Origin of the sequence: Niabella sp. (genome assembly GCF_030150205.1) — a bacterium.
Lineage (GTDB): Bacteria > Bacteroidota > Bacteroidia > Chitinophagales > Chitinophagaceae > Niabella.
Genome location: NZ_JASLGT010000004.1, coordinates 141,663 through 156,396, shown reverse-complemented (window position 1 = coordinate 156,396; position 14,734 = coordinate 141,663). Strand labels below are relative to the sequence as shown.

The following is a 14,734-nucleotide window of genomic DNA, read 5'->3' as shown; positions in this document are numbered from 1 at the left end:
GTAAATGCAATTTTCGTAAACCGGTTTGTTGAAAACTTTTTATACATAAGATTGCTATTTGATGGATCTGCCATTTTAATGTTTAAAAGAAACCCTTGCGCCCAGCGTAATGGTGCGTGGCAATCGCTGCGCATAACCGGTATAATAGCCCTGGTAATTGACAAGCTCGGGATCGCCATTTTTAAAGGGCGATACGGTAAACAGATTGGTTCCCGAAAGATATACTTCCAAATTAGAGAATACATTCTTGTGGCCGTTGCCAAAACGATAGCTCAGTGTTACGGCCCTAAGCTTTACGAAGGAGGCATTTTGAAGAAACAGATCCTGTTCAGACTGAAATGGGTCCACATTGCTCCAGGGATTGTATAAAGGGTAGTCGGACGGATTGAAGTTTTTTTGCCAATAGGTAATTTCTTTTACGGTTGACAGGTTATTGCTGTTATCATTATTAGCAAAATTCAACCGGTTCGAAATTTCCTGGTTTAGCAGTTTTTGACCCGCAGCAAAAAACAGGTTAATGCTTAATGAAATTTGTTTATAAGAAAACTCGTTGATAAAACCTCCCGATACTACCGGCAACGAATGCCCGGTTAAAACCTTATCATTTTCATCAATTATATTATCGCCGTTGTCTTTCCATTTTGGATCTCCGGGGCTAAGCGCAATTCCATTAAAGGTTTGAATGCGCCCGTCTTTTACCGGTATTTCGGACTGGGTATTATAAATGCCCTGGTTTTGAAGCAACCAGTACCCATCGATGGATTCACCGACCTTAAGCAACCGGTTGCCGATCACTACAGATTGCTTTCCATCCGGCAGTGCGGTGAGTTTATTTTTATTGAAATTTACATTAATGGCAGATACCCAGTTTACTGACCGGGGATTTGCTAAAAGGGTGGCTTCAATTGTTGCATCAATACCCCGGTTATTAACAGCCATGCCATTTTTGTAAACGCCTGAATATCCCGTTTCTCTTGGAGCCGGCATTAATAGCAACAGGTTTTTGCTGTCGTTATTATAAATATCCAATGCAAGACTTACCCTGTTGTTCAGCACACCAATATTCAATCCCAGGTTTGCCTTATGTGCCTTTTGCCATTCAACTCCGTAACTCACCCACCCCAGGGAATAGGGCCTTGCCGCTACACCGGAGCCTATATAGGACGGAATGACCGGATCGCTGGGCCAGCTGATACCAGAGGAGACATAAATGGGGCCCTTGCTGTAATAATCGGTGGAATAAGGCATACCGATGACACCATAAGATGCTTTTACAACAAAATTGCTAAAGGCTGCCTGTTCTTTCAACAGCGCATCTTTCAGGTTCCAGGATGCACTCAATATGGGTGAGGTAATCCATCGTTTATCGGGCTGAATGAATGATCCTCCGTCCCGGCGCACAATAGCGCTAACGTCAAAGGTTTTTTTGTATGAATAATTCAAACTACCATATATGGAGCTCACCCCAATCCGCTGCTTGTCGCTGGCAACGAGAAAATATTGAAAAGGCTGCTCGTTTATTTTATTAGGATCTATGTCGATGGGGCGTACTTTGATGTTATCATTGGGCGTATTGTACCCATACCCGTAATCATATTTTTGAACATCTGATTGATACGACTGACCGGCCTCAATGGTAAAACGGCTGTTTTCATCGAGCGGATACGCATAACGAAATGCATTGGTGATCAGTACCCGCTGGTTGTAGCCGAAGTAGTTGGATGTAAAGTTATTTTTTTCCAATAAAGCGCGCGGCCAGAAAGCGTCCCTGGTATTTTCGTTATAATCGATATTAAAGGTTGAAATAAACTTCAGGGCACGGGTAAGATCTGCATTGATCTCAGCCATTGCCTGCAATGCATTCACCTGGTTATCGTCGTGCGGTTCTTTACTTGCTGCAGAAAAAATATCCAGGTATTGCTGGTACGCCGCTTTATTCGGTGGCAGGGGGCTGCTTAATGAAGGCGTATACCGCACTTCCGAAAGGCGCTCCCTGAAGCTCCTGTTGCGATAGCGATCTAAATGTGTTCCGTTAAACAACGCTGTAAACGTCATCCAGTTAAATGGTTTTAAACTGGTGCGGGCCGAAAAGCCTGACTTTTTCAGCTTTGCATTATCCTGCCCTGAGCCATCCGTGGTGTGATTCACAGAAAGGGCAACATTTGCCCGCGGATGCTTTCCCAATAGCATGCCTGCACTTGCCGAATAGATGGGAACCGACTGATAATATAAATCAGTCCAGTTAGCGGGGCCATAATAATTCCCGTCTGCTATATCTCTTAAATAAGTAGGAATCACACGCAGATTTTCCGGCGAAGCATACTTGTCATAAAAAGGCTTTCTCCAGGCCGCTTCATATGCTGCATTAACCGGCGTTACGCGTTCATTAGATGCATATCCAAAATAAGTGCTTGCAAAGGATTCATTACTTCCTTTTTTTGTATTTTTTGTAGTAATCCATATAGCGCCATTTGCAGCAATGGGCCCTAACCTGGCAAGGTCTGCCGGATCCTTCAATATTTTAATGCTTTCGATATTCCTGCTGTCTATAACAGATAAGAAATTGGTAGCCGGTCCAATACGGGTATAATCAGTTACCTGTATATCAAACACCATATTGTTATCCGGTATCAGGGGAATACCGTTTACAAATACGGTAGGCTGCTGTGCATACAAATCCTTTTTGGATAAAAGCGGTGCCTGTAATCCACGAATGAACATATACTGCTCAGTGCCCGGTTCCCCGGAAGGTTCCTGCACATATACGCCCGCAACATTCCCTTTCACCATTTGCTGTATAGAAACATAGGGCTGGCTTCTGAAATACTTTAGGGGCAGTATTCCGGTTTTATAGGCTGAACTCCAGCTTACAGAATCGGATGTTTCCATTGTCAAACTGCTATCGGCGACCGATAAAGAATCTTCCGGAAGCTCCTGGCCATAGCTATACCCCGCGGTACATGCCAGGCACAAAGAGGATAGCGCAATAATGAGATAATAACCTTTTTTGCTCACAGTTAAATTAGCTTAAAGATGAAACACAAATTAAAGTTGCCTAAAAACGCCGCGACGCGCCTCAGCGCAGAATATAATTTCCGGCCATGATAGTTGATTTATGGTTTAAGTTTTTGTTTATGGTTTATTACAGGTCTCCATAGGGAACATTCCCCGGCCAGGCAATCACTACCGTCATTTTCCAGACATGGTGGTTATCGCCGTTTTCATATTCGCTCAACAATCTCTATCTACCTGCCTTGCGCATTCGTTTGAGCAGACAGGTTCAATACATCAACGCAAAAAACGGAGTTTCATATTTACCGTTCCTGCTTTACTTTTAATCAATCAAAAAAAAATCCAGGCTTAATGGGCAGCACATCGTTTGTTTAATATTTTCAATTTTATTTTTAGCAATCGAAAACAAATCTCTTAGGTCGAATCTTACACAAAATATAAAATTTTTTTAAAAAAAAAATATATTTTTTCAGCCGGGGTATTAATTTTTTTTTAGTAAGCCTGCCAACAGTATCCAACCCCTGTTTTTTGCAAGATGAATCAGCGCGTTTGTAAGCGCCGTTGTATATGAACGCCAGATCATAAAAACTTTTAGGCCAACTAAAATGACGAAACTCTTCAAATGGAAGAACTGGTGTTGTATGTTATTAATCAGTGCTCTTTTATTAAAGCACGCAAGCTCTGTAAGACTATTGAAGATACACGTACAACGGCTGTTGTAATAAGACAGCCTTACAGGAAATAAAAAAAACGGCCTTGCCGTTTTTTTTGTATTTAAAGTTTTGTACTACTGGCATTGGCGGCCAGGCGCTCATTGCGGTTAAAACGAAATGTGAAGCTAATTTAAAGACAGCCACCCGTTAAACCGAAAGGGTTTATCTAAACGGAGCGCTACTACCGGTATCAGTTCACCCTCATTTGCCGGCGGTAATTTTACTGAATATCCGGTAGCTGTTTTTATCAATGTCAATGGTTTTCCGGTGCCGGCATCTTTTGCCGACAAAATGCTATACCCCTTTAATGCACGGATCGCAACTTCATCCATATCCTTCCGCAGATGCAGGAACAATTGGTTGCCCTTATAAGTACTACCGCCCCAATCGCCCTGCCGGAACGGGCCGCCGCTGGTATTATAAATGGCTTGCTTGTTTTTTAACACCCAATCCGACAGCTCTAAAAAACGGGCAGTAAGGGGCTGGGGTAATGTACCATCCCGGTCGGGCCCGATATTCAATAAAAAATTTCCGTTCCCGCAAACCACCTTATCAAACATGGTGATCAGCTCTTTTTTGCTCTTCAACGGGGCAGCAGGATCATACGCGTATACCGGGTAGCTTACACTGGTACAGGCTTCCCAGGGATAAGCAGGACCTTCCGATGTTTTGGCTTCAATACACAGGTAGTCACCGGCAGATCCATCCGGTACAAAAACATCTTCATCATTCACTCTTGTCGACGACAATCCTCTTGACAAGGTATTTGGCTTTGTCTTTTTGATATCGGCATACAGTTTTCTTCCATCTTCATTTGTCCAGTATTGTTTCAGCCAGTATCCATCAAACCACAAGATATCCGGTTTATATTTTGTAAGCAGCTCTTTTACCTGGTTGTGCGTAAACTGTACAAAGTTCGCCTTGCCTCCCCTGGGTTCCGGCATAGTACCAATATCGAACGGCATCTTATCCCATCCCATCTGTTCAATATCAAGAATGGAATAATAGATCCCGAAAAGCAATCCCCGCCGGTGTGCCTCCCTGCCCAGTTCGCCCAGGATATCTTTTTTAAATTTCAGCCTTTCCTGGTCAAAAGAAGTATACCGGCTATCCCAGATGCAGAACCCGTCATGGTGCTTGGAGATTACCGTAATGTATTTACAACCGGCGTTTACTGCAAAATCCACGATCGTCTTCGCATTGAATTTTTCAGGGTCCCATGCCAGTGAAATAGAATCGGCAACCCGCTTGGGCGTTTTCCGACCAATTTCCCAGGAATCACCGGTAGCCGGTGTAAAACAAGCCATCCAGTGTACAAACAAACCCAGCTTTGCATCCTGGAACTGCTTCAGCAATTTTTTATCCGTACGTGGATTAACCAATGTTGTTTGTGATGACCCGGTTATGGTTATAAGGCAGAGTGCCGCCATCACCCATACTTTATTTATCATTGTTATTGTATAAGAAGTGAACTATATAAGTGTTATTTTTTTCTGCCGTAACCGCCTGGCCGGTTATTCGGAAACGATCTTCCGGACTGCATTATTCGTTTTGTCTAATACATACACGGCGCCATTTTTATCTACCGCAACCCCGATAGGACCGGAGAAGGTAGCTGCTCCGCCCACTCCATTGGTAAAACCGGGCGTACCGCTTCCGGCAAACGTGCTTACCTCCCGGGTATCGGCTTTTATAAACCGGATCGACTGGTCGGCATTCGCGCCTCCATCCCCCGTTCCGTTTCCGGCTACGTATAAATTGCCTGCATCGTCAGCGGCCAGCCCCCAGGGATTGGTAAAGCGCGCAGCGGTACCAATGCCGTTCACGTACCCTGCTTCGTTGTTCTTTGCCCCGGCGATAATGGATGTCTTCCATGTATTTGCTTCAATTTTCCATATTGCCTGGTTGCCCATTCCTACTGTATAAATGTTCCCGTCAGGGTCGCAGGCAAGACCTGTGGCCCATGTAAAGCCCCCTGCGATCACATCATGAAAGGACTGGTCTTTTTTTAACTGATATATCTGAGATGCCCATATGTTTGAATAATAAATATCTCCCGTTGCTTTATTTACGGTCATGTTCCAGGGCTCGTTCTTTGTCCAGGCGATAGTGGTAGCGGTTCCGTCCGGTGTAATTTTACGGATATCCCAGTTAATGGCGTCCACACAATATACATTATCGTCTGCATCGAGCCCCAGTGAAAACGGCCAGTAAAATTTTGCACCGGTGCCCTTGCCGTCGGCATGCCCCGGGTTACCAGGTGATCCTGCAAATACGGATACATTACCGGCGGAATCGATCTTGCGGATGCAGTTATTCCCCGCATCTGTTACATATACATTTAAAGACCGGTCTACCACGATCCCCGAAGCACGGATCCAGTTGTTGACCGGATCATAGAAATGAAACTCCGCATTGGTGCCATTGCCGTTTGCAAAACCCGGCGTTCCGCTTCCCGCCAGCGTAGAAACAACATGCACATATTGATAAGTGAAAACATCCGTACTGGTAGCGCTTTGTCCGCCCACCGTTACCGTAACCGAACCCGAGCCTGTTTTTTTGGGAACAATCGCCATGATCTGGTGATCATTGGACGCAATGATCTTCAGGCGCCTTCCGTTAATGGATACAGCGAGCTTCGAAGTATCCGCACTAAAGTTCTTCCCGTTAATAAGCATTTCTGTAGTGCTGCCTCCCTGCGTGGGTGTAAAGCTTTCAATACTCGGAGCGCCGCCCGCTATTTCCGGATCGTTTTTTTTACAGGCGGTAAAAAGAACCGATACTATTATATACCCGGCTATTGCTATAGAAGTAATAAATCTCTTTTGCATATCGTTTTTATTAAAGACCAGTTTAACTGCATTTAAAAGTCAGGATTACCATCCCGGATTCTGCACCAATCCTTTGGCATTATCCATCTCCGTTTGTGAAATAGGAAACAAATACATTTTATTGGCCCAGTACCGGGTTTCGAATAAATTACGGTTATAAAAATCCGTAAACCCGAAACCCTGGTTGTTATCATTGGCATTTACATTCATCCGGTAAATGGCCAGTTGTTTAGGATCGTTCATCATCAGCCGGCGTACGAGTGTAAAGTAGCGGTCTCCTTCAAAACACAATTCTATTTGCCGTTCCCGTAATATTGTTTTACGCATGGCCTCCTGGTTGCCCACAGAAGCGGGGTAAACCGTTTCAAATGCCGGCAAACCGGCTCTTGACCAAATCGCATTCAGGTATTTTAAAATATCGGGATTGCCCGGATCGTATTCGTTCAGTGCTTCAATATAATCCAGCAGTATTTCGGCATACCGCATATGGATATACGGGCGGTACGAAACCTGGCTGTTGCGGATATTACTGGCGGGGCTTACATATTTCTGTACCAGGTAGCCCGTCATATCCGGGCGGTTAGTGATCGGGGCACCTGATTTCCCGGAGTAATAAAATTCTGTTCTCCCGCGTCCGTCTGTATTTTGTGTTGAAGAAAAAAAGTTGCGGTCATCCGTCGTTGGCGCAGCCACAGCCGGCTTACCGTTGTACATGACTGATGCGTAAAACCGGGCCTCACGTCCTGCATACATATTACTATTGCCTTTCACATAACCTCGATTCACCCCATCTTTTGCAGTGCCCCACTGAGCAGGATCATCTTGCTGAACAAGCCCCTGTTCTGTATAACCAGAGCCGGGATCATCGATGGTACGGCCATTGCGCATATAAAAAGCATCTACTACGTTTTGTGTAGCACATTGCATATTGAAGCCGGCAGGCCCCGGAGCGCACCGTACTTCCATGCCCCATATCCATTCATGCCCGGCCAGGTTGGATGAAAAAATGATCTCCTTGTTCCAGTTAGAAACAAATACATTGCGGTAAGAGACCAACGGATCAAAATTGCCATCCCCGTCATCCGTGTTCCGGTATATTTTATAGGCATCCAGATCGATTACCGCTTTTGCCGCGTCTGCAGCCACTTTCCATTTGGCGGCATCATATGCCAGAGGAGCAAGGGCCGTGCCGTCATGATTCTTAAAACCGGCAAACATCGGGTTGCCATTCCACAACGGGCTTGCTGCCAGTAAGGCCAGCTGTGCCTTTACGGCCCAACAGGCACCCTTGGTGGCCCTTCCATAATTGGAAGTACTGGCCCATGCTGCCGGAAGCCCCGCTGCGGCCCGGTCCATTAAACGGTTGATCTCGGCCACACAGGAATCAAAAGGCGCACGGGTATACTGACTATAGTTTTCATCCAGGCCCAATGTACCTCTTAACAATACAAAGGGGCCATACTGGCGCAGCAAACGCCAGTAAAACCACCCTCTTAAAAACAGGGCCTCACTTTTATATTGTTGTTTTAACACATCGCTGAGCTCTTCAGACGGCACCTTGTCAATATGCTGATCAAACACAATGGACTGACGGATGCCCGCATAATAAGTGGGCCAGTAATTCCAGTAATTGCTTTGCACGCTCCAGTTGCCCGTTACCATTTTACGGATATCAACGTTGGGCAGGCTGCAGGAGGTTTCATCGCTGCCCCCCAGCGTTGTATAGTCGTCCGGCTGCAGGATCACACGGCTGTATACCTGATTCAGATAAGATTCTGTTGTGGATCTTTTTTGCCAGATCAGATCGGAGGTCAGCAGGTTATCCGGCTTTTCATCCAGGTATTTTGCACAGCTCCCCAGCAGGATTGCCGTACAGCAAATAAAAAAGAGGTATAAAAAAAACTTATTCATGGTAGATTCAGATTAAGAGTGATTTAAAACAACGCCCTGATCCCAAAAGTGCCCATTTTTGTGATCGGGTATTTGGCGCCGTTGGATCCCAGCTCGGGGTCCCATATTTTAAACTTGGAAAAGGTAAACAGGTTTTGTCCGCCTACATATACATAGAGGGAGCTAAGACCGATCTGTTTCATCTTATTGGAAGAAAAATTATAACCAACAGAAGCCTGCTTTAAACGGAGATAGGAACCGTCCTTCAGCCACCAGGAACTATTAAGATAATTATTATCCCCGGTACCGGCAATGGTCAGGCGGGGGTAGGCTGCATCCTGCCGGGGATTATCTGGTGTCCAGCGGTCCTTGATCACACTTAAAGAGTTGTTCGGATATTGCCCCATGCCTGAAAAAGGGATCGGGCCTACACCCGGGGCACCAAGCCGCCCGTCAATCATGTATCCATTAGCCATTATCCCTACATCTGCAATGCCCTGGAATAAGGCAGACAGATCAAAATTGTGATAGCTTACGGTAAAGCCGGTACCATACAACCATTTGGGGAACCAGGATTTACCCAGGTAGGTCCAGTCATTGGCATCGATCACGTTATCGCCGTTCAGATCTTTATAACGGATATCGCCCGGCGCTACCACGCCAAATTGCTGCACTGGACGACTCTTGATATCGTTTTGATCTACAAATAGCCCATCGGCAACATAACCCCTAAATTCTTCAAACATGTGACCGGCTCCTACCTGGTAGGCATTCTGACGGGCCGGTTCATCCGCATATATTTTTTTATTAACGGCGTAGGTAAAATTACCGTACAGGCGCAGTCCCACATTACCGAACTGGTCATTATATTCAATATTTCCATCTACGCCCCTGTTTCTTGCCTCTCCCAGATTTGCATATACCAGGGATCCAAAATACCCGGCTATATCCGCTACTGTCTTTCGCTCTACCAGTATATTTTTCCGGTGATCTACAAAATAGTCGGCCGTGATATTGATCTTCTTAAATAAGCCCAGCTCAATCCCCAGGTTGGTTTTATAAGAGCGTTCCCAGGTCAGGTTCTGAATACCGATGACGCTTTCTGAAATTCCGCCTGCCACTCCGCCGTTCAACCCAAAACCGGTACCGCGGCTGCCGTCCATTTGGGTAAAGTAGGGGAAACGGGCACCAGTACCGCCAATATTATCATTCCCCACCACACCATAGGATGCCCTGAATTTTAAAAGTGAGAAGGCATCCGAAACGCCCTCAAAGAATTTTTCTTTAGACACTACCCAGCCGCCCGATACGGAAGGAAAAAAGCCGAACCGTTTACCGGGCTCAAAATTCTCTGAACCGGTATAGCCGGCATTCAATTCCAGCAGGTATTTATCCAGGTATCCGTAATTGATGCGACCGGCAATGCTCTGATTTTTATACGGGATAGAACCAATCGCCGTACCAGCCGTACTTACAAGATGGTTGCGCATGTTATACAGCACCATGCCGCCAAACCGGTGCGGGCCAAATGACCGGTCGTAATTGATATTGGCCTCCAGGTACATCGTACGGTCGCCTTTCGCCTCCTGGGAGTAGTTGAGGAACTGCTGTCCTACCCGGTTCTGGTTATAGATCAGGTTACCATTCTCATCCCGCCCCAGGGCCTGGTACAGGTCATTTGTTCCCGTGCGGCGGTTATCAAACTCGCCGTAACTGTCAAACGCAAAACGACCGTAGGCAGATAATCCTTTCGTAATAGCGTCTAATTTTTGTGTAACGGTAAATACGGATTGCACCGTGGGGTGAAACTCTTTCGAATAACCATTATTCTGTACTTCGTTCAATGGGTTATTGCCATCTCTTGGGCCCGCCCATTTGCCATCGGGATATTGGATAGGAAATCCTACCGGTGTGGTGGCAAAAGTAAGGTACCAGATATTGCCCGCTGAAATACCGGGAAACCGCTGATTCACCAGCATGGCATCCAGGTTCAGCTGCATCAGTGTGGAGGGCGTTACATTAATGTCCAGGTTGGTTCTGAAGTCGTACCTTTTAAAAGAAAGGTTCGGGTTGTAATTATTAACGCTGTGCACCTTGTAGGGCCCTTCCTGGTCATAGAATGAACCCGATACAAAATAACGCACGTTCTCGCCGCCGCCTGTTACATTTAAGTTCACATTCGTAAGCGAGGAATGTTTTTTATATACTTCATCCATCCAGTTCACATTGGGATAGATATAGGGATCGAGCCCGCTGGCGGTTTTCTGGATCTGGTCCCGGGTATACACTTCGGTAAGTCCCATATTTCTCCGCGCTTCATTATAAAGCTCCATATAGCTGATGCCATCCAGCATCTCCGGCCTGAAGGCAAAACCCGTCAGCCCCGTTTCCGCTTTCAGGGAGATCCGGGGCTTGCCGGCAACACCTCTTTTTGTAGTGATGATCAGCACTCCATTAGCGCCCTTTGCTCCGTACATAGCGGTAGCAGAAGCATCTTTCAGCAGACTGATGCTGGATACATCCTCAGGGTCTATATTATTGAAAGCGCCGCCGTACGAACCGTTTACATCATCGCGCTGCACACCGTCTACAATGATCAGCGGGGAAACATTGCCGGTAAAACTTCCGATACCGCGAATGGTAAAAGTGGGATTATCATACCCCGGTTCCCCGCTCGATTGTACGGAGATGACACCGGCCACTTTTCCTGCCAGGGCATTGGTCAGATTGGGCACCGGAGTACGCATGTCGTTCATATTTACAGATGAAACAGCCCCGGTAACCGTTATCTTTGACTGTTTCCCGTAGCCGGTTACCACTACGTCTTTCATAGCGTCGGTCTTTACTGTTAGCGTAACTTTTACAATGCCTTTGTTGGGGATCACTACTTCCTGCGGGTTCATGCCCACCATCGACACTTCCAGTACATCACCGGGGCGGGCATCTACCAGGAATACGCCCATATCGTCGGTTGCGGTGCCCATTGTTGCGTTGCCTTTCCGGACAACAGTAGCCCCGGAAATGGGTGCACCGTCCACATCAATTACCATCCCCCTTACCAGATCGGTATCTTTTTGATGCATGATCCTTTGCTCCGGTACCGGCTCCTTTTTTGCCGGCGCCATTTCCGGTTTACGGCTTAATAATATTTTCTTTCCGCGTACCAGGTAAGTAATATCCCTGTCGCGAAACAGGTAATCCAGCACCGTTTCCAGGCGTGCGTTTTGAAAATTAACGCTTACTTTTTCTTTATCATTCAGCACCTGGTTGCTGTAAAAGAAAACGTAGCCGGTTTGTTTTTTGACCGATTGAAATACCTGGTAAAAAGTGGCACTTTGCAATCGTACCGTAACAGATGGCTGCGCCTCCCCCGATTGTGCAAGGCTGTTGGAAACAGCTAGCAGCCAAAGGCAGCAACAGCAAAGCAATCGCAGCATTGTACTGCGCAACACCTTACTTTTGATGTGTAGTTTACCCATAAAACATTTTAATTCGATGAATGAAACAGGAGGATGACAAGCACTCCTTTTGTATGAATACAAAAAACTGAAAAAACGGGTGAATCGGGTAAACGTTTTTTTTTAAAGTATAGAAAATACCTGGCAGATGCTATTTCCGGAGCTTCCGGGTTTAAGCTGAATGCTGGCAGCCCGCCCCCTTGTTCAAAAGGATTTCAGCGCTCTTTAAAGCTGTTTCCCGGGGAAACGCCGGCATAAACCCTAATAAAGATGCAGTGTCTGGCCTGAATAATAATACTTAATACCCAGTGAGGTCTTAAGATCATCCAGCAGCTCCGGAAGATTGTTCTTATCCATTACACCGGATACGGATTCCCCCGAAAGTGCAGCCTTATCTACAGATATGGTTACCCCATAGGCGCGCGACATCATAGTGATCAGCTCATGGAACGGCAGGTCGTGAAAATAACAGACGCCTTTCATCCACGCCACCACGTCGTCCGTATCAATCGGTTCAATTTTAAATCCGCTGGATGCATTGTACACAGCGGCATGCCCGGGTAGTAACGGCTGTGCCGTTCCTCCGGGCGTTCCCGTAAGCACTTTTCCTTCGATCAAGGCCGTTGCAACCGTTCCGGCCTTATAAGTATTTACATTAAACTCCGTACCCACTACTTCTACTTCGGTAAGAGCAGTATGCACGATAAACGGGTGTTTGCTGTCTTTGGCCACTTTAAAATACGCCTCGCCCTCCAGGTAAACATCCCGGGTTTGCCCCCAGAAACGGAAAGGGAACCGGAGCCTGGAATCTGCATTTAAGGTTACTGTAGTTCCATCCGACAAATGCAGTGTATAATTTTCGCCCCTGGGGATCGTAAGCAGGTTGGAAGCCGTATCTGCCGAGTGAAAATCAAGACTGTTGGAATCCACGTTTAGCACCGTTTGTCCCATCGTTAGTTCTTTTGGAGACCGGTTTAAATCGATCGATTCACCGGATCCCAACCGGAGGCTAACCGCCCCCCGGTTTCCACGGATCAGGGAGGCAATAGTTCCCCTATCGGTGATCTTTTTGTCTTTCCATAAAAAATATGCGGTAAACACAAGTACCAGCAGCGCTGCCGCCGCTGAAATCATCCATCTTATATTACGGGTGCGGGTAGCTTTTACCGGCACCAACGGCCGCATCTGTTCTTTTAAGGTCTGCAGCTCTGCTTCCGGATCCAGGTCTTTCAGGAACTGCTGCATTTCGGGGGCCTGCCCTTCCTGTTCCAATTGTTCCCATATCCTTTTAACGGCTCCGTCTGTTTGAAGCTGCTGACGGAGCAGCAGGGCATCTTCAGGACTGATGGTTCCTGTCAGATGCTCGAGGTAGAGTACCACTATTTTATCATAATCAATGGTCATGCTCAATAAATACAACAAAAACCCAAACCGGGTTAATTATTTTTTTCCGATCATTCCTAATCTTAATGTCTTTAATGCACTTTTTAAGTGCGTTTTCAGGGAATTAACGCCAATTCCCATTTCCTCCGCTGCCTCACTGTACTTTTTCTCTTTAAAGTACACCATGGTCAGCGCCGCCTTTTTTTGTCCTTTCATTTCTGACAACAGGACTTCCAGCCGGTCCTGGTGGTCAGAAACCGCATCGGGGTCTTCCGGCTTCTGAAGCTGTTCATCCAGGAACCGGTTAAACGATTCCGCCCGCGCATCTTTTACCTTCCGTCCCTTTATAAAATTCAGGCACCGGTTTTTCACTGCCAGGAAAAGATACCCCTTCACCTCTTTATGAAAATGCTCGTATAATTTTTTCTCCCATATATCCAGGAATAATGTTTGCACCAGGTCCTTGGCTTCATTTTCGTTTTTCAAATACAAAAAGGCATTGGCACAAAGGACCTTAAAGTATTTTAAATACAGTTCGTCAAACGCAGCACTGTCGTTCTCTTTTAAACGGGCAATCAATAAAATGTCCTGCTGCTGCGACATAAAGCACATTGGTTTAATCTAACGAACCGGAGATCAGCTGCCTGCACCTTCCGCTTTTCGTATGACACTGATGCCATCAGTCTTTATACTGTTGCGCTGTTTCAGTAAGGCCCGGGTACGGTTTTACAAGCTGTTCTCCCCAAATATAATCATAAGATCTCATCCAAAACGGATGTCTGGTAGTGCAATCGTTTTCACTGATATACCGGTGCTGTTTAAAACACCGTATCACGGTGGGAGGCCGGAAGCAGTACCCGCCTGGCCATACCTTCAGGTATAGAGCCGACGGTATCCCTGGGGATACCGGGGTTTTGGCATTTTATTTACAATGTATATGTACTGAAGTCGGAAGACGGTGTTGGTAAAACCGTCCGTAAGCGGGTGGTCTTTCCCCGGGAAAATACCCGAAGCCGCTTTTGATGATGCAAAGTTAATCGTACTACCCCCGTTCAAAAAATACCCATTTTAGGGTATTTTTAGCCGGTTTTTATTATTCCTCCGGAGCACTTTTTCTCAGCGGCCAATGCCCCTTACGCGGTGGATGCAGGTTCAAAAGAGCAAAGCCCATAAAACAGACCTGTTTCCGATTAAAAACAATTCCAATTCATGGCCATACATGCACCTTTTAACTTACCAGGTAAGATGGTAGTGTTCCATAGGTAGCAACGGCATTCAAATAACTCCGGAATAAGCAGCAACGCCATCCTCTACTTAGGAACGGATTGTGCACTTTTATATCGTCAAAGGCCAAACGAAAAAAAAATGCAACAAGAGCGTTTAAAGGCAGATCCATCAAACGTTTTTCATCAAAAGGTCATATCATACTATAAAGCTAACATGAAAT

7 protein-coding genes are annotated in these 14,734 nt (G+C 46.1%); all 7 read right to left on the bottom strand.

What is annotated here, in order from left to right:
• Nucleotides 1–75 precede the first annotated feature (75 nt).
• Nucleotides 76–3,015: a SusC/RagA family TonB-linked outer membrane protein gene (locus Q1V85_RS03225; protein WP_300597397.1), complete on the bottom strand. Its 2,940-nt coding sequence runs from the start codon at nt 3,013–3,015 to the stop codon at nt 76–78.
• An 835-nt stretch (nt 3,016–3,850) separates the two neighbouring features.
• On the bottom strand, nt 3,851–5,176 hold the full coding sequence (locus tag Q1V85_RS03220) for an alpha-L-fucosidase (RefSeq protein ID WP_300597395.1): 1,326 nt from the start codon (nt 5,174–5,176) through the stop codon (nt 3,851–3,853).
• A gap of 63 nt (nt 5,177–5,239) precedes the next feature.
• Nucleotides 5,240–6,556: an IPT/TIG domain-containing protein gene (locus Q1V85_RS03215; RefSeq protein ID WP_300597393.1), complete on the bottom strand. Its 1,317-nt coding sequence runs from the start codon at nt 6,554–6,556 to the stop codon at nt 5,240–5,242.
• Nucleotides 6,557–6,601: 45 nt separating this feature from the next.
• Nucleotides 6,602–8,467: a RagB/SusD family nutrient uptake outer membrane protein gene (locus Q1V85_RS03210; protein WP_300597391.1), complete on the bottom strand. Its 1,866-nt coding sequence runs from the start codon at nt 8,465–8,467 to the stop codon at nt 6,602–6,604.
• Between the two features lie 23 nt (nt 8,468–8,490).
• On the bottom strand, nt 8,491–11,925 hold the full coding sequence (locus Q1V85_RS03205; RefSeq protein ID WP_300597389.1) for a TonB-dependent receptor: 3,435 nt from the start codon (nt 11,923–11,925) through the stop codon (nt 8,491–8,493).
• Nucleotides 11,926–12,165: 240 nt separating this feature from the next.
• The gene (locus Q1V85_RS03200) at nt 12,166–13,308 is read right to left on the bottom strand and encodes a FecR domain-containing protein (protein WP_300597387.1); all 1,143 of its coding nucleotides are present in this window, start codon (nt 13,306–13,308) and stop codon (nt 12,166–12,168) included.
• 36 nt (nt 13,309–13,344) lie between these two features.
• Nucleotides 13,345–13,890, bottom strand: a complete 546-nt coding sequence (locus Q1V85_RS03195) for a sigma-70 family RNA polymerase sigma factor (RefSeq protein WP_300597385.1) — start codon at nt 13,888–13,890, stop codon at nt 13,345–13,347.
• Nucleotides 13,891–14,734: the final 844 nt, after the last annotated feature.